The organism is Rhizomicrobium palustre, from assembly GCF_011761565.1.
In the GTDB taxonomy this organism is placed as follows: domain Bacteria; phylum Pseudomonadota; class Alphaproteobacteria; order Micropepsales; family Micropepsaceae; genus Rhizomicrobium; species Rhizomicrobium palustre.
The window spans coordinates 2,056,822-2,073,754 of sequence record NZ_JAASRM010000001.1 but is presented as its reverse complement, the minus strand read 5'-3'; the positions used below and the strand labels follow the sequence as shown (position 1 = coordinate 2,073,754).

Below are 16,933 nucleotides of genomic sequence, written 5' to 3'. Positions count from 1 at the left end.
AGCTTTTCTAAGCTCGCTCGCGCTCGCCAACAAAAGCTAGGCGTGGTGGGCCCGGAACGAGTTGAACGTTCGACCTCACGCTTATCAGGCGTGCGCTCTAACCACCTGAGCTACGAGCCCATAGAGGTGTCTCAATCACGCAGCAAACCGATACCCCCATACGGGGCGTCGGTCTCAACGGAAGGAAGGGAAACGAAGGCGGCGTCAAGCCAGCCATTGTCTTATGAGATCTTGGAAACTGCATGAGTGCAGTTGATCGCAAGATCATCCATAGAAAGGAGGTGATCCAGCCGCAGGTTCCCCTACGGCTACCTTGTTACGACTTCGGCCCAGTCGCTGATCCTACCGTGGCCGGCTGCCTCCTTGCGGTTAGCGCACCGTCTTCGGGTAAAACCAACTCCCATGCCGTGACGGGCGGTGTGTACAAGGCCCGGGAACGTATTCACCGCTGCCTGCTGTTCAGCGATTACTAGCGATTCCACCTTCATGTACTCGAGTTGCAGAGTACAATCTGAACTGGGACGGTTTTTAGAGATTAGCATCTTCTTACGAAGTAGCTGCCCACTGTCACCGCCATTGTAGCACGTGTGTAGCCCAGGGTGTAAGGGCCATGAGGACTTGACGTCATCCCCACCTTCCTCCGGCTTGCCGCCGGCGGTCCCTCTAGAGTGCCCAACTTAATGATGGCAACTAAAGGCGAGGGTTGCGCTCGTTGCGGGACTTAACCCAACATCTCACGACACGAGCTGACGACAGCCATGCAGCACCTGTCTCCAAGCCCCTTGCGGGGAAACTCTCTTTCAAGAGCGGTCTTGGGATGTCAAACCCTGGTAAGGTTCTGCGCGTTGCGTCGAATTAAACCACATGCTCCACCGCTTGTGCGGGCCCCCGTCAATTCCTTTGAGTTTCAACCTTGCGGCCGTACTCCCCAGGCGGGACGCTTAAGGCGTTAGCTGCGCCACTGAATAGCAAGCTACCCAACGGCTAGCGTCCATAGTTTACGGCGTGGACTACCAGGGTATCTAATCCTGTTTGATCCCCACGCTATCGTGCATGAGCGTCAGAAACGGGCCAGTGAGCCGCCTTCGCCACCGGTGTTCTTCCCAATATCTACGAATTTCACCTCTACACTGGGAATTCCACTCACCTCTCCCGCACTCAAGCTTAACAGTTTCAAAGGCATTTCCAGAGTTGAGCTCTGGGCTTTCACCCCTGACTTGAAAAGCCGCCTGCGCACGCTTTACGCCCAGTAATTCCGAACAACGCTAGCCCCCTTCGTATTACCGCGGCTGCTGGCACGAAGTTAGCCGGAGCTTATTCTCCCGGTACAGTCATTATCTTCCCGGGCAAAAGAGCTTTACAACCCTAAGGCCTTCATCACTCACGCGGCATGGCTGGATCAGGCTTTCGCCCATTGTCCAAGATTCCCAACTGCTGCCTCCCGTAGGAGTCTGGGCCGTGTCTCAGTCCCAGTGTGGCTGATCTTCCTCTCAGAACAGCTAAGGATCGTCGCCTTGGTAGGCCGTTACCCTACCAACTAGCTAATCCTACGCGGGCTGATCTAGTGGCGATAAATCTTTCCCCTTTCGGGCTCATCCGGTATTAGCACTCGTTTCCAAGCGTTGTTCCGAACCACTAGGTACATTCCCACGTGTTACGCACCCGTCCGCCGGTGATGTATTGCTACACCCCCTCGACTTGCATGTTTGAGGCCTGCCGCCAGCGTTCGTTCTGAGCCAGGATCAAACTCTCAAGTTATGATCCTAAGCAAACGACGCTGATCGCTCTCGTTCACGTGTTCGCATTACACATTTGACGAGGTTTGACTAACTGCTCCCCGTCACAGGAAACAGCCAATCGAACATCTAAGTGTTATGCAAAAAGGAACGTAAGCAATCAAAACGTCTTCGCTTGATACTTTGCGATCCAGGATCTCTCCCGAACCACGCAGCCAGCTTAACGCCGCCCACGTTCCCCTTCCTTCATCACTATGTCAAACAACGCGAAAGAACCAAAAAACTCTTTTGTTTCAATCGTTTCGCCGGTTTTTCGTGGCGCTCAGCGCGTCGGCGAGGGCGGGTGTATACGGGGGCCTCGCCGAGGAGTCAAACGCAAAAATGAAAAAAGTTGCTTTGCCATGCCGCACCCCTGTCGCAGCTGCGAAAAACGTAGGTTTTATAGGCTTTTCGGAAACTGCAGCCGCACACCGATCAGGCGATTTGTTTGCGCGAGGAGAAAATAACGGCACCCAAAAGCGTATCGACCAGAAAAAGATTCTGCGAAATTGGCGAGAGCGGGGTGCGCAACACGCGCAAAAAGGAGTCATGCCTCCTGCTGATCGCGCCCAGCGATAAGAAAATCGGAAAAATATTTTCTGCGGTCGCGGAATCATCGTCGCGACATGAATCGAAATCCTACCCAGCAAAGGATTCGAGCTCACTGCACCCCACCTCGTCGATTTCATGAAAGCGATGGAGCTCTTCTCAAAGATAAACCCCGCAGGATCACTCCGGCGGGGTTTTCACGTCTTCCAGGCAACTCCGGCTTACTTGGTGCAAACCGTCTCGGCCCCTTCACCTTTGCAGCGGGTGATCAGCCAAGCGTCGATCTTTGGCGCAGCTTCTGCCCGCCGCTTCGCCGCGACAGCGATGCCGCCTTTGATTCGCACCACAATCGCCCTGGCGCTTTGCGGAATATTGGCTTCTGCAAACGCATCAAGCTTGGGCTGGATGGCCGTGTCACGTGCGCTCGCGAACAGACGCACATAGAACTGATTGCGGCTTGCCGGCTCGATCAGTGCGTCAAGCTCAGCCTTATGCGCGACGGCGAAATCAAACGCCATTTGAGGATGATTCTTTGCCACCATCGCGATCATGCTGGGCTTCATGGTGGCAGGTGGCTCATCCGACATCGCCAAATCCAGCGCTTTCTGCGCTACAGCCTTGTCTTCGGCCCAGGCGAGCAGCGGGTAATACTCCTGCTTTTCCAGAGAGCTTTCGGCGGTGCGGGCGAGATGATGCAGATCTTCCCAGGTTACCGCATCCGCCGTATGCGCAACCACGCTCAGCAGCGTGGAGCGAATAGCGGGGGAAAGGCTGTTCTTATCCTTGAGAAAAGCCGCAAAGCGCTTGCGCGTTTCTGCCAGCGTCGCGGGATCGCCCACAGAGGCCCCAAGCGCTTCGATCAACTGGTTGCGCAAAAGCGCGGTGTTGCGATCTTCGCCCGGCTTTGCATCCCATCCCACCTTGGCAAAAAGCGGCGATAAAACCGCACCGCCAAAGGCCTTGGCCCGCGCCTCTCCCGGAAGATCCTTGAACAACCAAACCAGGCTCGAGATATGGTCCGAAATCGCCTGCTGCACGACCGGATCCATCTGCGTGCTCGCGTTGGAAAGAAGCGCCAGCAGATCGGCCACGGGCTCCAGCCCCGCTCTGCTGAGCGCGCCGCTATCGTTCAAAAGGCCGAGTTGATCATAGGAGGAAAGCGCACCGAATTTGGATGCGAGCGCGGCAAACATTTCAGGATCATAGAGCGTGCGGTAATAGCCCGCCTGGCCCGCATTGACGACAGCCATACTGCCAGCTGGCACCGCTACGCTCACCGGCGCGCTGCCGACAAGCCCGCGCCAAATGGGCCTGCCATCAAAGCCAGCCACGATCACTGGCACATGCCAGTTCTGCTTAACCGCTCCGCTCTCGTCGACAGCAAAGCGCGATTGCGTGAGGCTGAGCCCGGTTGCAGTCCGCGAGACGCGAATCAACGGCACGCCGGCTTGCAGCGTGAAATCATGCGCGAATTCGGCGACCGGCTGGCCGGATGCTTTTTGCAGCTCGCCCCAAAGATCATCGGTGACAGTGTTGGAATAGGCGTAGCGCTTCATATAGCTGCGCACCCCGGCGCGAAAACTCTCCTCACCGAGATAGTTCTCGAGCATCCGAATCACCGCGGCGCCTTTGGAATAGGTGATGTCGTCAAAGGCCTGGCTCGCCTGCTGCACGTCATGAATGGGCTGAATGATGGGGTGCGTGCCGACACGGGCATCGCTGCTGAGCACGCCATCTTTGCGGGCGACGGTCGCCATCCAGGGCTTCCAATCCGGATGCAGCGCCTCAGCCGCTTTGTTCTGCATCCAGGAAGCAAAGCCTTCGTTCAGCCAAAGATCATCCCACCACGCCATGGTGACAAGATCGCCAAACCACTGATGCGCCACTTCATGCGCGATCACCGAAAAGACGCTGCGCCGACTCGCTTCGTCGGAGATCTTGGGATCGATGAGCAGTGCCCGCTCGAAATAGAAAATCGCACCCCAGTTTTCCATCGCACCAAAAAACTGGCTCTGGCCCGGTCCTGCAATCATGTCGAGCTTGGGCAACGGATAGGGCGTACCGAAATAGGCGTTGTAATAGGGCAAGATCTCGCTGGCCGCGTCGAGCGCATAGGAGGCTCGCTCCTTATCGCCGCGTTTCACGATCACGCCGACATCGACATCGCCGACCTGGCGCGACACGCGCTCGAAGTCTCCCTGACCATAGAAGAGCAGATAGGACGACATTTTAGGTGAGGGCGCGAAGGTCACCTTCTTGAGCCCGCCCGGCAGCTTTGCCTCAGAAGCGATTGGCATATTGGATACCGCCAGCTCGGCTTGCGGCAGCGTCGCAGTGAGCGTGAAGCTCGCCTTTACGCCGGGCTCATCCCAGGAGGGGACAAAACGGCGGGCGTCGGAATTCTCGAATTGAGTGAAGAGCGCGCGCTTCTTGCCGGCTTTGGTATCGTAGTCGAGCACGAACAACCCTGCGGGGGAATCATTGATGCTGCCGCTATAAGCAATGGAGAGCGTGTACTCGCCAGGGCTGACCGGTTTTGCGAAATGGAAGCTCGCCGTTTCCTGCGCCTTGTCGAAGGAGATCTCTGGCGCAGCCTTACGGCCGGAAAGATGCACGGATTTGAGATCGAGATCGGCCGCGTTGAGCACGATATCGCTCGTCGCCGTCTCCACCTTCAGCCGGATTGAGACCGTGGCCGTAAAAGTCTTCTTTTCGGCATTGGGAACGATGGCAAGGTCATAATGGAGCGGCACGACGGCCCTTGGCAGAACGATCCGCTCCTTAGGCACCTCGGCGGAAGCCGGCAGAATAGCCAAAACGGCGCCGATCAGCGCCGCCACGCACCTTACCATCATTTGTTCATTCCCCAGGCATGCAAAACTATCAGGCAATATTCCAGGGAACTTATGAAATCTCCAGTGTGGACGGGTGAAATATCGCCGCCATTCCGTCCGTCTACTGATTAATTGATTTAGACAACAAAAAACCCCGACAGCGATTAGCTGACGGGGTTTTGAGCATGACTTGTGAAGCGACATATTCGATGCGCTCTCGCTCTCGCGAACGCGCAACCTCTGTCTTTAGCAGGACCGGCAACGACCTACTCTCCCGCGTCTTGAGACGCAGTACCATTGGCGCTGGGGGCTTTAACGGCCGAGTTCGGAATGGGATCGGGTGGAATTCCCCCGCTAGTATCACCGGTCCGGCAAAAGACAGAGCATACGACACCGAAAGACTTGTATTCATCCTTGCCCGGTTAGGGCCGCCTATGAGGGCGATAGGGATGATGTCTGGGTTTCTTTCCAGACATGGAACGAGGTGCTGGCGTTCAAGCCAATCGAGCGATTAGGACCAGTAAGCTCAACGCATTGCTGCGCTTACACACCTGGCCTATCGACGTGGTAGTCTTCCACGGCTCTCAAGGGAAACCTGGTTTTGAGATGAGTTTCCCGCTTAGATGCTTTCAGCGGTTATCTCGTCCGCACTTAGCTACCCGGCAATGCAGCTGGCGCCACAACCGGTCCACCAGAGGTGCGTTCGTTCCGGTCCTCTCGTACTAGGAACAAGTTCTCTCAAGTTTCCAACACCCACGGCAGATAGGGACCGAACTGTCTCACGACGTTCTAAACCCAGCTCACGTACCACTTTAAATGGCGAACAGCCATACCCTTGGGACCGGCTACAGCCCCAGGATGTGATGAGCCGACATCGAGGTGCCAAACCGCACCGTCGCTATGGACGCTTGGGTGCGATCAGCCTGTTATCCCCGGCGTACCTTTTATCCGTTGAGCGATGACCCTTCCACTCGGGATCACCGGATCACTATGACCGACTTTCGTCTCTGCTTGGCCCGTCGGCCTTGCAGTCAGGCAGGCTTGTGCCATTGCACTCAACAACCGATTTCCGACCGGTTTGAGCCTACCATCGCGCGCCTCCGTTACTCTTTGGGAGGCGACCGCCCCAGTCAAACTGCCCACCATGCATGGTCCTGAACCTCGTTTCGAGGCCGCAGTTAGACATCAGGATCGCAAAGGGTGGTATTTCAAGGACGGCTCCATCCAGGCCAGAGCCCAGACTTCAAAGCCTACCACCTATCCTACGCATCACAGTCCTAATGCCAGTGCAAAGTTGCAGTAAAGGTGCACGGGGTCTTTCCGTCTGACCGCGGGAACCCCGCATCTTCACGGGGAATTCAATTTCGCTGAGCCGGTGTTGGAGACAGTGGGGAAGTCGTTACGCCTTTCGTGCAGGTCGGAACTTACCCGACAAGGAATTTCGCTACCTTAGGACCGTTATAGTTACGGCCGCCGTTTACCGGGGCTTCGATTCGACGCTTTCACATCTCCTCTTAACCTTCCGGCACCGGGCAGGCGTCAGACGCTATACGTCATCTTTGGATTTCGCAGCGCCCTGTGTTTTTAGTAAACAGTCGCCACCCCCTGCTATGTGCCCCCGGCCAAGACTTGCGTCGAGACCGGGCCCTCTTCTTCCGAAGTTACGAGGGCAATTTGCCTAGTTCCTTCAACACCGTTCTCTCAAGCGCCTTAGCATACTCTGCCAGTCCACCTGTGTCGGTTTAGGGTACGGGCTACGCTGGAGCTATTTCCTGGGACAACTTCGCGGCATGACCAATCCAGTAAGGTCATACAACTTACGTCATCCGTCACTTCCAGCTGGCTCAGGAATGTTCACCTGATTCCCATCGACTACGCCTTTCGGCCTTGCCTTAGGGGCCGGCTAACCCTGCGCAGATTAACTTGACGCAGGAACCCTTGGACTTACGGCGAGAGGGTCTCTCACCCTCTTTATCGCTACTCATGTCAGCATTCTTACTTCTGATACCTCCAAGGTCGGTCGCCCTTCCTCTTCGCAGGCATACAGAACACTCTGCTACCATACACTTGCGTGTATCCTAAGCTTCGGCTCGTGGCTTGAGCCCCGTTACATTTTCGGCGCAAAAACCCTTATTTAGACCAGTGAGCTGTTACGCTTTCTTTAAATGATGGCTGCTTCTAAGCCAACATCCTGGTTGTTTTGGGATTCTCACATCCTTTCACACTTAGCCACGAATTAGGGGCCTTAGCTGTAGGTCAGGGTTTTTTCCCTCTTCACGACGGACGTTAGCACCCGCCGTGTGTCTCCCGTGCTCAGCACTCTTTGGTATTCGGAGTTTGGTTAGGTTTGGTAAGCGGTGAAGCCCCCTAGCCCATCCAGTGCTCTACCCCCAAAGGTGATACACGAGGCGCTACCTAAATAGCTTTCGCAGAGAACCAGCTATCTGCAAGTTTGATTGGCCTTTCACCCCTAGCCACAACTCATCCCCGACTTTTTCAACAGGCGTGAGTTCGGTCCTCCAGTGCGTGTTACCGCACCTTCAACCTGGTCATGGCTAGATCACTTGCTTTCGGGTCTAATCCGTCTAACTCAGTCGCCCTATTCAGACTCGCTTTCGCTACGCCTCCACCTGTCGGCTTAGGCTTGCTAGACAAACTAACTCGCTGACCCATTATACAAAAGGTACGAGGTCACCTTGCGGCTCCCTCTGTTTGTAGGCGTTCGGTTTCAGGTCTCTTTCACTCCCCTCGCCGGGGTGCTTTTCACCTTTCCCTCACGGTACTAGTTCGCTATCGGTCACACACGAGTACTTAGGCTTGGAGCGTGGTCGCCCCATCTTCAGGCAGGATTTCACGTGTCCCGCCCTACTCAAGGATCTTCAAAATTTCTACCCGTACGGGGCTATCACCCGCTATGGCCGATCTTTCCAGATCGTTCCGGTTCTTAATTGAAGACCACTGGCCTGGTCCGCGTTCGCTCGCCACTACTAACGGAGTCTCTGTTGATGTCCTTTCCTACGGGTACTGAGATGTTTCAGTTCCCCGCGTTCGCTTCTTTGACCTATGTATTCAGTCAAAGATAATCCTTGCGGATTGGGTTTCCCCATTCGGAGATCTACGGGTCAAAGAGTGCTCGCCTCTCACCGCAGCTTATCGCAGCGTGCTACGTCCTTCATCGCCTGTGTGTGCCAAGGCATCCCCCAAACGCCCTTACTTAAACGCTTGATCGCTCAGCAATTCGTTCCATGCCCAGAAAGAAAGCCAGATCACGGAATCGTCTCCCGTGCCCCGCAATCCATCCGTTCACGGATTTCTTACGATCAGTTTTTTGGTGTCGTATGGATCAACCGATCGTGCAATCGGAAGATCTCGCTTTCACAATGTCATGGGTAGTTCATCGTCTCTGGATCTTGGAGGAAACCAGGACGAAGCTTTTGTCCTTACATATCCGTTGAGTGCTGCTGGACCAATCATCTGCCAACCAAAACCTTGGTGGAGCCGATCGGGATCGAACCGACGACCTGAAGCTTGCAAAGCTACCGCTCTCCCAACTGAGCTACGGCCCCGAAAGGATCTTTGGCTCGGATCAAGCAAGTAATTAGCGCCAGCTTTTCTAAGCTCGCTCGCGCTCGCCAACAAAAGCTAGGCGTGGTGGGCCCGGAACGAGTTGAACGTTCGACCTCACGCTTATCAGGCGTGCGCTCTAACCACCTGAGCTACGAGCCCATAGAGGTGTCTCAATCACGCAGCAAACCGATACCCCCATACGGGGCGTCGGTCTCAACGGAAGGAAGGGAAACGAAGGCGGCGTCAAGCCAGCCATTGTCTTATGAGATCTTGGAAACTGCATGAGTGCAGTTGATCGCAAGATCATCCATAGAAAGGAGGTGATCCAGCCGCAGGTTCCCCTACGGCTACCTTGTTACGACTTCGGCCCAGTCGCTGATCCTACCGTGGCCGGCTGCCTCCTTGCGGTTAGCGCACCGTCTTCGGGTAAAACCAACTCCCATGCCGTGACGGGCGGTGTGTACAAGGCCCGGGAACGTATTCACCGCTGCCTGCTGTTCAGCGATTACTAGCGATTCCACCTTCATGTACTCGAGTTGCAGAGTACAATCTGAACTGGGACGGTTTTTAGAGATTAGCATCTTCTTACGAAGTAGCTGCCCACTGTCACCGCCATTGTAGCACGTGTGTAGCCCAGGGTGTAAGGGCCATGAGGACTTGACGTCATCCCCACCTTCCTCCGGCTTGCCGCCGGCGGTCCCTCTAGAGTGCCCAACTTAATGATGGCAACTAAAGGCGAGGGTTGCGCTCGTTGCGGGACTTAACCCAACATCTCACGACACGAGCTGACGACAGCCATGCAGCACCTGTCTCCAAGCCCCTTGCGGGGAAACTCTCTTTCAAGAGCGGTCTTGGGATGTCAAACCCTGGTAAGGTTCTGCGCGTTGCGTCGAATTAAACCACATGCTCCACCGCTTGTGCGGGCCCCCGTCAATTCCTTTGAGTTTCAACCTTGCGGCCGTACTCCCCAGGCGGGACGCTTAAGGCGTTAGCTGCGCCACTGAATAGCAAGCTACCCAACGGCTAGCGTCCATAGTTTACGGCGTGGACTACCAGGGTATCTAATCCTGTTTGATCCCCACGCTATCGTGCATGAGCGTCAGAAACGGGCCAGTGAGCCGCCTTCGCCACCGGTGTTCTTCCCAATATCTACGAATTTCACCTCTACACTGGGAATTCCACTCACCTCTCCCGCACTCAAGCTTAACAGTTTCAAAGGCATTTCCAGAGTTGAGCTCTGGGCTTTCACCCCTGACTTGAAAAGCCGCCTGCGCACGCTTTACGCCCAGTAATTCCGAACAACGCTAGCCCCCTTCGTATTACCGCGGCTGCTGGCACGAAGTTAGCCGGAGCTTATTCTCCCGGTACAGTCATTATCTTCCCGGGCAAAAGAGCTTTACAACCCTAAGGCCTTCATCACTCACGCGGCATGGCTGGATCAGGCTTTCGCCCATTGTCCAAGATTCCCAACTGCTGCCTCCCGTAGGAGTCTGGGCCGTGTCTCAGTCCCAGTGTGGCTGATCTTCCTCTCAGAACAGCTAAGGATCGTCGCCTTGGTAGGCCGTTACCCTACCAACTAGCTAATCCTACGCGGGCTGATCTAGTGGCGATAAATCTTTCCCCTTTCGGGCTCATCCGGTATTAGCACTCGTTTCCAAGCGTTGTTCCGAACCACTAGGTACATTCCCACGTGTTACGCACCCGTCCGCCGGTGATGTATTGCTACACCCCCTCGACTTGCATGTTTGAGGCCTGCCGCCAGCGTTCGTTCTGAGCCAGGATCAAACTCTCAAGTTATGATCCTAAGCAAACGACGCTGATCGCTCTCGTTCACGTGTTCGCATTACACATTTGACGAGGTTTGATCTTCTTGGCGCCGTCACAGCTCCAAGAAAATCGAACATCTAAGTGTTATGCAAAAAGGAACGTAAGCAATCTAAACGTCTTCGCTTGATACTTAAGTAGTTCAGGATCTCTCCCGAACCACGCAGCCAGCTTAACGCCGCCCACGTTCCCCTTCCTTCATCACTATGTCAAACAACTCGAATAAGACTTTCGCAAAACGCTTTCGTCTCAATCGTTTCGTCGGCGGCACCGCGAAGCAGCGCGTCGGCGAGGGGGCGGTGTATAGGTTCGTCCTCAGGCGGTGTCAAACGCAAAAACGGTCCCTGGGCCACATTTTTTCAGCGCCCTGTGGATGACCTGATCCGCCTGCGGAAAATCAGCTCAAAACCCAGCTTCTAGCCGCGCGGCCTCAAGATGTGGTGGGCTACCAGGCGTTTCCACCTATTGTGCCGTACAGTCGAAAGCCGCTCCGCCTCAGCCTATTTGGCCCGCGAAAGCTGACCGAACCGCCCACTTCCATCTAGGCGGGAGCAAATATTTTTCAAGTCCGCGAGAAATCGGAATCGGCCATGGCTGAGGCGCGGAGGTTTTCGAATTTTGCATGCACGGCCACTAGCGCACCTGCCTTAAAAACAGTCGACTGGGCCGCTCGCGCAAATGTTTGGCAGAAATTCGCTTTACCGCTTGCCCATCGCGTTGCGCGCCGCTGAACTAGTCCGCCGTAAACACGAACTCATGTTGCAGGAGCTATTAACTGTGCTGAACCGCCGCCAAATGCTGGCCACCACTGCCGCGGCCGCCGCCGTCACCCTTCCAGGCGCTGCCGCCCCCGCCGCCGAGGCGGCCAAGGCCAACGCCCTCTATGAGACCATCATGGATGAGGTGATGCAGATGGCGCCGGAATTTGCCACCAGCTTAGGAGTGGATACCGGCGCCAAAGCCTCTTACCGCTTCAAGCTCGGTGCCCGCGGCCTCAAGGCCCGCGCAGAAGGCACCAAGCTCGACGCTTCTATCCTCAAGCGCCTGAAGGCCATCAACCGCCCCGCCCTCACCGGCATCGATGCCACCAATTACGACGCCGTCCTCTATGGCGCGGAACAATCCGCCGACGCCGATACGCGCTTCACCAATTATGGCGGGCTTGCCGGCCCCTATGCCATCAACCAGCTCGGTGGCGCCTATCACGATCTTCCCGACTTCCTGGACAGTCAGCATCCCATCGAGACCAAAGATGACGCCGACGCCTTCCTCGCCCGCCTGGCAGGCTTTGCCACGGCCCTGGACGAAGAGAGCGAAGCAGTGCGCCACGACGTGGCCGCAGGCGTCACCCCGCCCGATTTCGTCATCGCTGGCACGCTGAAGCAGATGGGCAATCTGCGCAGCCCTGCGGCAGACAAAGCCGTGATGGTCGCCTCGCTCGTCCGGCGCACCACGGAAAAGAAAATCGCCGGCAATTGGGGCGCGGACGCCACCAAGATCGTCGCCGAGAAAGTCTATCCCGCACTCGACCGCCAAATCGCCCTCTTCGAAAGCCTGAAAGCCAAAGCCGTGCATGACGGCGGCGTCTGGCGCCTTCCCAAGGGCGATGAATATTACGCCGCCTCTCTTGCCAACCAGACCACCACCAATATGAGCCCGGCCGAAGTCCACAAGCTTGGCCTTGAGGTGGTCGCCGAATGCACCGCGCAAATCGATGCCATCATGAAGGCCAATGGCCTGACCAAAGGCACGGTCGGTCAGCGTCTGCGCGGCATGTATGAGGACAAGCAGAAATTCGTTTATCCGAATACGGATGAAGGCAAGGAAAAGCTGATTGCGGACCTGAATGTGAAGGTCGCCGAGGTGCAAAAGCGCTTGCCGCAGTATTTCGCGACCCTTCCCAAAGCGCCGGTCGAGATCAAACGCGTGCCCAAATATATCGAAAGCGGCGCGCCGGGCGGCTATTATCAGAACGCCACGCTCGACGGAAAACGCCCCGGCGCCTACTACATCAACCTGCGCGACACGGCCGAACAGCCGAGCTTCACCCTGCCCACCCTCACCTATCACGAAGCCATTCCGGGCCACCATTTGCAGATCTCGATTGCCCAGGAAACTGATTTGCCGCTGATCCGGCGCATCGGCGGGTATAACGCCTATGTCGAAGGCTGGGCCCTCTATGCCGAACAGCTGGCTGTCGAAATGGGGCTTTATGACAACGACCCTTGGGGTCATATCGGCCAGCTCCACGACGCCATGTTCCGCGGCGTGCGCCTGGTGGTCGATTCCGGCATGCATCAGATGAAATGGAGCCGCGAAAAGGCGCTTTCCTATTTCACCGACACGCTGGGAGATCCCGAAGGGGCGGCGATTTCGGAAATCGAGCGCTATTGCGTCTGGCCGGGCCAGGCTTGCGGCTACATGGTCGGCAAGCGCACGATTCTGAAGCTGCGTGAGCGCGCCAAGACGGCGCTGGGCGCCAAATTCGATATCAAGGCCTTCCACGACGCGGTGCTGAAATCGGGCGCCCTGCCACTCGACACGCTGGGTAAGGTGATCGACAGCTATATCGTCACCGCCAAGGCCTGAAGCGCTTAAAACGCAATGAATATCGGGCGGGCGGCTTTAGGGCTGCCCGCCTTTTTCATGTGCGCCCACAAAAATGCTCAGCCCGCCGCCGCGATATATTGGCGAAGGTTGGAAGCCTCGCGCGTCGTCTCCTCGACATGGGTCTTCACCACGTCACCGATGGAGATGATGCCTGCGATCTGGTTCTGCGCGTCCAGCACCGGCACATGACGGAAGCGGCCTTGGGTCATCATCTCCATGAGATAATCGACTGTATCGGCCTCCACACAGGTGGCCACGGGGCTCGTCATGTATTTGGTCACCGGCAGCGCCAAAGCGCGCACGCTTTCCGCCGCCAAAGCCCGCACCACATCGCGCTCAGAGAGAATTCCGGCCAAGCCGCCGGCCTCATCACGAATGACCACGGCGCCAATCCGCTTGGCGGCAAAAACGATCGTGGCATCCGAAAGATTGGCATCGAGGGGCAACGACGTCACCTCCCGACCCTTTTGGCGAAGAATGTCTAGGACCTGCATCGCACGCACCTCCTGCTAAGGGCCTTCGGGCTTTGCCCTTGAAGCACCCAGATCGCCCAAAGGCTCCGTCACGGAAACCCAGAGCTGTTTCTCCCTGCGACAATCGCGCAGAGCGAACGCTGACTCGAATGCGACCAGATGGCAAGAGTGCTGCTGACTCTGCCCGCAAAACAGGTCCCACCGCGCGAATGGCCGCAAAACCAGCGTATCGGTCTGAACCCCCAGGGGTTTTTGCAAAATCGGGGGGAGGCGGGGCTTGCGAAGCACCGCAAACCGGGGCAAGAACGCGTCCCCAGCCTGGGAACCCAGGCATCAGGGCGATGCGGAGCTGTGGCCGAGAGGCTGAAGGCGGCGGTTTGCTAAACCGTTGTAGGGTTGTAAAGCCCTACCGAGGGTTCGAATCCCTCCGGCTCCGCCAAAATTCCTTCCCAGGGTGTCTCACGCCATCCCGCAAAACCTTCAAAAACCCAATAAAATCAGGCATAATCTGCACCGTGCCATCCAAGGACGTCTCCTGCCATCTCAACCGGCTGGGGGCATTTTTGGGGGCATCTGGGAAATCCGGCAGAGGAAAAATGCCCCCATGCCCCTCACCGACGCGGCCTGCAAAGGTGCCCGACCCAAGGACAAGCCGTATAAGAAGGCTGACGGCGGTGGCCTCTATTTGGAGGTCGCCCCCAACGGGGGTCGGTACTGGCGGCTGAAATATCGCTTCCTGGGAAAAGAAAAACGGCTGGCTTGCGGAGTCTATCCCGAGACGTCCCTGGCCGAGGCTCGGGAAAAGAGGGCCGTTGCCAAGAAAATGCTGGCAGAAGGAATAGACCCCTCCTCTGCCAAACAGGATCGGCGGCAGCTTGCCGAGATAAACGCGGCCAACACCTTCGAGGCCGTCGCCCGCGAATGGCATGAGCGGAACCGGGAGAAGTGGACCCCGGCTTACGCCGTCGAAATCCTGCACCGGCTGGAAATGGACATATTCCCCGTCATCGGGCAGCGCCCGGTTAGCGATATCTCGCCGCTTGTGGTCCTGAACACCCTCAAGAAGATCGAAAATCGCGGAGCGGGCGAAATGGCTCGCCGGGCGGGACAATATTGCGGGCAGATATTTCGCTACGCCGTGGTGACCGGGCGGGCCGAGCGCAACCCGACCACCGACCTGAAAGGTGCCCTTAAGCCGGTACGCCATGGCCACTTCTCATCAATAGAGCCGGAAGAGCTGCCGGAGTTCCTCGGCGCTCTCGGACGGAATGATGCCCGGCTATATCCCCTCACCCGGCTGGCGATCCGGCTGATGCTGCTCACCTTCGTACGAACCGGGGAGCTGATCAAAGCCACCTGGGACGAAATCAATTTCGAAGAAGCACGGTGGTCCATCCCGGCCGAGCGCATGAAGATGCGCAAACCCCATATCGTTCCCTTGTCGCGGCAGTCGCTCGCAATCCTGAGCGAACTGCACGCGATGAACGGGAAGTATCAATGGGTGTTCGCCAGCCCGACCAAACCGCTCCGGCATATGAGCAACAACACCATCCTGAAGGCGCTGGAGCGGCTCGGCTACAAGGGCCGCATGACCGGCCATGGCTTCCGCTCTCTGGCCATGACAACGATCAAAGAGAAGCTGAAGTACCCGCACGAGGTCGTGGACCGCCAGCTCGCGCACGCCCCACGCAACAAGGTGGACGCGGCCTATGATCGGACCAAATACCTCGATGACCGCCGCAAGATGATGCAAGCCTGGGCGAACTACCTCGACGACGTAGGAAACAGAGGCAAGGTGATTGTTGGGAAGTTTAAGAAGCCGGAGTAGCGCGCGTAACGCTCAGCTATTTGGTCACATAGGTGAGTGCTGATAGTTGTCGTCGGCGCCGGAACATCTCGCCTGCGACGGTTCACTCTAAGCTCTGCGCGTCGGACAGTGCATTGGCTTATCCCAGTCGATGATCCAAGGGTGACCGTTATCGACATCGACTTCAACGGTGTTCTCGCCGTATTCACCTGGCGAATCAAACACTACAATCGCATGCCATTCCACGTCCGTACTTGATATTTCAGGCACCTCGTCACTCACAGGCAAGTGCTTGGTGTGATGTAGGGCATAGGTCCAGACGTCATTGCCGCGAAGCTGCACAAGAAGATGGCGCATGCAGTTCCGTTGTGACTTTTCAACTTCAGCTTCCAGCTTGGAGAAGCGTTCGCGTTTCATCCAGCTTGCGGCTTCAATCAAACTGACCAGTTCAGATACATAGCTGCTAATCTCGCCATTCATCGGAATGCGGGATTCCGCGATAACAAAGTCGCAGCGGCAAGCGAGATCGTACAAGCTCTCGCCGCTTCCAACATCGCAAGCGGTATCCTTATCGAATCTTGGAACGAGCTGCTTACCGCGCGTTGTATGAACCGATGCAGGCATAGGGGACTGAGTTGGTGGAGTGGCCACAAGACGTGGCCCCTCAGTCGCAAAAACCACGTCTCCTCGACCAACCTTCAGGGCCGAGGCTATGCGATCCGCCTGTAGCTCATCAATGGGCTTATTTAGGTTCTCAATATCGCGAAGGGTCCGTTCAGACACTCCAATTTCACGGGCGAATGCCTCCTGCGTCTTACGATGTGAGCGTCGTTTGCGCAGAACCCGGATCGCGCCGCCGTTAGGAGTGAACATCCGCATAAAACCACCTTCCAAGCAGATAGCTATAATGCATTCATGGGCACCAAATTTCGACAGAGACCTAGCGGCAAAATAGGGGAAATACCGGCAAAACCGGCAAGACAAGTCGTAATACGGCGTTGCCGCCACAGTGCCACACATCAGCTAGGCGCTTCGAGGCATTATAATTTCCTATCCTAGCGCGCCCCCGGTGAATGATTCTGCGTCTTTTGACGGATTACTCCGCTTCCGGTCACCCCCACCGTAATGCACAGGATCGTTTATCCATCGATTGATCTCCGACTCCCGCCAGCCGGAGCAATGCTCACTGAGCCGGACCTGGCTCGGGAATGTCCCCTCCTTCATCTTGCGATAAACGGTGGAGCGGCTAAGTCCGATGCGCTGCAGGACGGTGCGCATTCTAAGGATCCGTTCTGGTTCAGCCATGATAAGCATCCTCTACAGAGCTAGAGTAAATTTATCAGCACAATAATCCGTACACGCAATAGCCATTCTCTAGCGTGGCGGGTACAGCGTACAGGTGGCGTTATTTGGCGGTGGTTGGCGTTACTTGGCGGCACTTGGCGGTGTAGCACTCATGGTCCAGGCTCTACGGAACTCTGGTGAGGGCTCCAG

General features: G+C 56.6%; 7 protein-coding genes, 4 tRNA genes and 4 rRNA genes. 4 read left to right on the top strand and 11 right to left on the bottom strand.

Going from position 1 to position 16,933, the window contains the following annotated elements:
- Positions 1-43: 43 nt before the first annotated feature.
- Together FHS83_RS09240 and FHS83_RS09235 are read right to left on the bottom strand one after the other, a co-directional pair.
- Positions 44-120 (bottom strand) — tRNA-Ile (locus tag FHS83_RS09240).
- 154 nt (positions 121-274) lie between these two features.
- A 16S ribosomal RNA gene (locus tag FHS83_RS09235) occupies positions 275-1,758 on the bottom strand.
- A gap of 359 nt (positions 1,759-2,117) precedes the next feature.
- Here FHS83_RS09235 and FHS83_RS09230 point away from each other — a divergent pair.
- Entirely contained in the window at positions 2,118-2,354 is a 237-nt protein-coding gene (locus FHS83_RS09230; protein ID WP_167082690.1) for a hypothetical protein, read from the top strand.
- Between the two features lie 191 nt (positions 2,355-2,545).
- On the opposite strand, the gene FHS83_RS09225 is transcribed toward FHS83_RS09230, so the two are convergent.
- From FHS83_RS09225 to FHS83_RS09200, 6 genes are all read right to left on the bottom strand, one after another.
- Positions 2,546-5,179, bottom strand: coding sequence for a M1 family metallopeptidase (locus FHS83_RS09225; protein WP_167082689.1), 2,634 nt, complete (start codon positions 5,177-5,179; stop codon positions 2,546-2,548).
- Between the two features lie 232 nt (positions 5,180-5,411).
- Positions 5,412-5,526: ribosomal RNA gene (rrf, locus tag FHS83_RS09220) — 5S ribosomal RNA — on the bottom strand.
- Between the two features lie 122 nt (positions 5,527-5,648).
- Positions 5,649-8,378 (bottom strand): 23S ribosomal RNA (locus FHS83_RS09215).
- 270 nt (positions 8,379-8,648) lie between these two features.
- Positions 8,649-8,724 (bottom strand) — tRNA-Ala (locus FHS83_RS09210).
- Between the two features lie 83 nt (positions 8,725-8,807).
- A tRNA-Ile gene (locus FHS83_RS09205) sits at positions 8,808-8,884 on the bottom strand.
- Between the two features lie 154 nt (positions 8,885-9,038).
- Positions 9,039-10,522, bottom strand: a 16S ribosomal RNA gene (locus FHS83_RS09200).
- Together the 16S, 23S and 5S rRNA genes with 2 tRNA genes alongside form the textbook arrangement of a ribosomal RNA operon.
- Before the next feature lie 804 nt (positions 10,523-11,326).
- Between FHS83_RS09200 and FHS83_RS09195 the strand changes: the two genes are divergently transcribed.
- On the top strand, positions 11,327-13,138 hold the full coding sequence (locus FHS83_RS09195; protein WP_167082688.1) for a DUF885 family protein: 1,812 nt from the start codon (positions 11,327-11,329) through the stop codon (positions 13,136-13,138).
- Positions 13,139-13,215: 77 nt separating this feature from the next.
- Here the strand turns inward: FHS83_RS09195 and FHS83_RS09190 are convergent, their stop codons facing one another.
- Entirely contained in the window at positions 13,216-13,614 is a 399-nt protein-coding gene (locus FHS83_RS09190; protein ID WP_208414349.1) for a CBS domain-containing protein, read from the bottom strand.
- A gap of 363 nt (positions 13,615-13,977) precedes the next feature.
- Between FHS83_RS09190 and FHS83_RS09185 the strand changes: the two genes are divergently transcribed.
- Positions 13,978-14,071 (top strand) — tRNA-Ser (locus FHS83_RS09185).
- 165 nt (positions 14,072-14,236) lie between these two features.
- The gene (locus tag FHS83_RS09180) at positions 14,237-15,460 is read left to right on the top strand and encodes a tyrosine-type recombinase/integrase (protein WP_167082686.1); all 1,224 of its coding nucleotides are present in this window, start codon (positions 14,237-14,239) and stop codon (positions 15,458-15,460) included.
- Between the two features lie 87 nt (positions 15,461-15,547).
- Here the strand turns inward: FHS83_RS09180 and FHS83_RS09175 are convergent, their stop codons facing one another.
- Together FHS83_RS09175 and FHS83_RS09170 are read right to left on the bottom strand one after the other, a co-directional pair.
- Positions 15,548-16,333, bottom strand: coding sequence for a helix-turn-helix transcriptional regulator (locus FHS83_RS09175; protein WP_167082685.1), 786 nt, complete (start codon positions 16,331-16,333; stop codon positions 15,548-15,550).
- Between the two features lie 156 nt (positions 16,334-16,489).
- Positions 16,490-16,744, bottom strand: a complete 255-nt coding sequence (locus FHS83_RS09170) for a helix-turn-helix transcriptional regulator (protein ID WP_167082684.1) — start codon at positions 16,742-16,744, stop codon at positions 16,490-16,492.
- Positions 16,745-16,933 lie beyond the last annotated feature (189 nt).

What these genes read in the sequence shown, in the direction of transcription:
- FHS83_RS09230 (WP_167082690.1), top strand. Translation starts at nt 2,118, where the DNA reads ATGAAAAAAGTTGCTTTGCCATGCCGCACCCCTGTCGCAGCTGCGAAA.
- FHS83_RS09225 (WP_167082689.1), bottom strand. Translation starts at nt 5,179, where the DNA reads ATGATGGTAAGGTGCGTGGCGGCGCTGATCGGCGCCGTTTTGGCTATT.
- FHS83_RS09180 (WP_167082686.1), top strand. Translation starts at nt 14,237, where the DNA reads ATGCCCCTCACCGACGCGGCCTGCAAAGGTGCCCGACCCAAGGACAAG.
- FHS83_RS09170 (WP_167082684.1), bottom strand. Translation starts at nt 16,744, where the DNA reads ATGGCTGAACCAGAACGGATCCTTAGAATGCGCACCGTCCTGCAGCGC.